1 protein-coding gene is annotated in these 337 nt (G+C 70.0%); it reads right to left on the reverse strand.

Annotation, left to right across the window (positions count from 1 at the left end; genetic code table 11):
- Positions 1-322, reverse strand: a 322-nt coding sequence (locus ACEN88_RS34835) for a hypothetical protein (protein WP_413346985.1), incomplete at its 3' end; no start/stop codon positions are given.
- Between the last annotated feature and the right edge of the window lie 15 nt (positions 323-337).

The raw sequence follows: 337 nt of genomic DNA on the forward strand, positions 1-337 counted from the left end.
CTTCCAGCGCGGCGGCCAGCTGCAGCGCCATGCGCCGGCTCGCGCCGCCGAACGTTACCGTCTGGCGCAGCACGGGGTGGCCGTAGGTCAGCGTGCCCGTCTTGTCGAACACGACGTGCGTCGCACGGCCCAGTGTTTCCAGCACATGCGGCTTGACGGCCAGCGCGCCTCTACGCAGCAGGCGGTCGGTGGCGGCGGCGATCGCGGTGCTCGTCGTGTCGTGTCCGTGCGCGCTGTCGCTGGCGACGCCGACGGTGCGGACGTGTATAGCTTGCCAGGAGCGGGTCGAGAAGGAACAGCGGACGGGCCGTGGGCCGGGCATGTAATACCTTGGCTT

Origin of the sequence: Massilia sp. CT11-108, assembly GCF_047302915.1 — a bacterium.
Classification (GTDB): domain Bacteria; phylum Pseudomonadota; class Gammaproteobacteria; order Burkholderiales; family Burkholderiaceae_D; genus Telluria; species Telluria orientalis.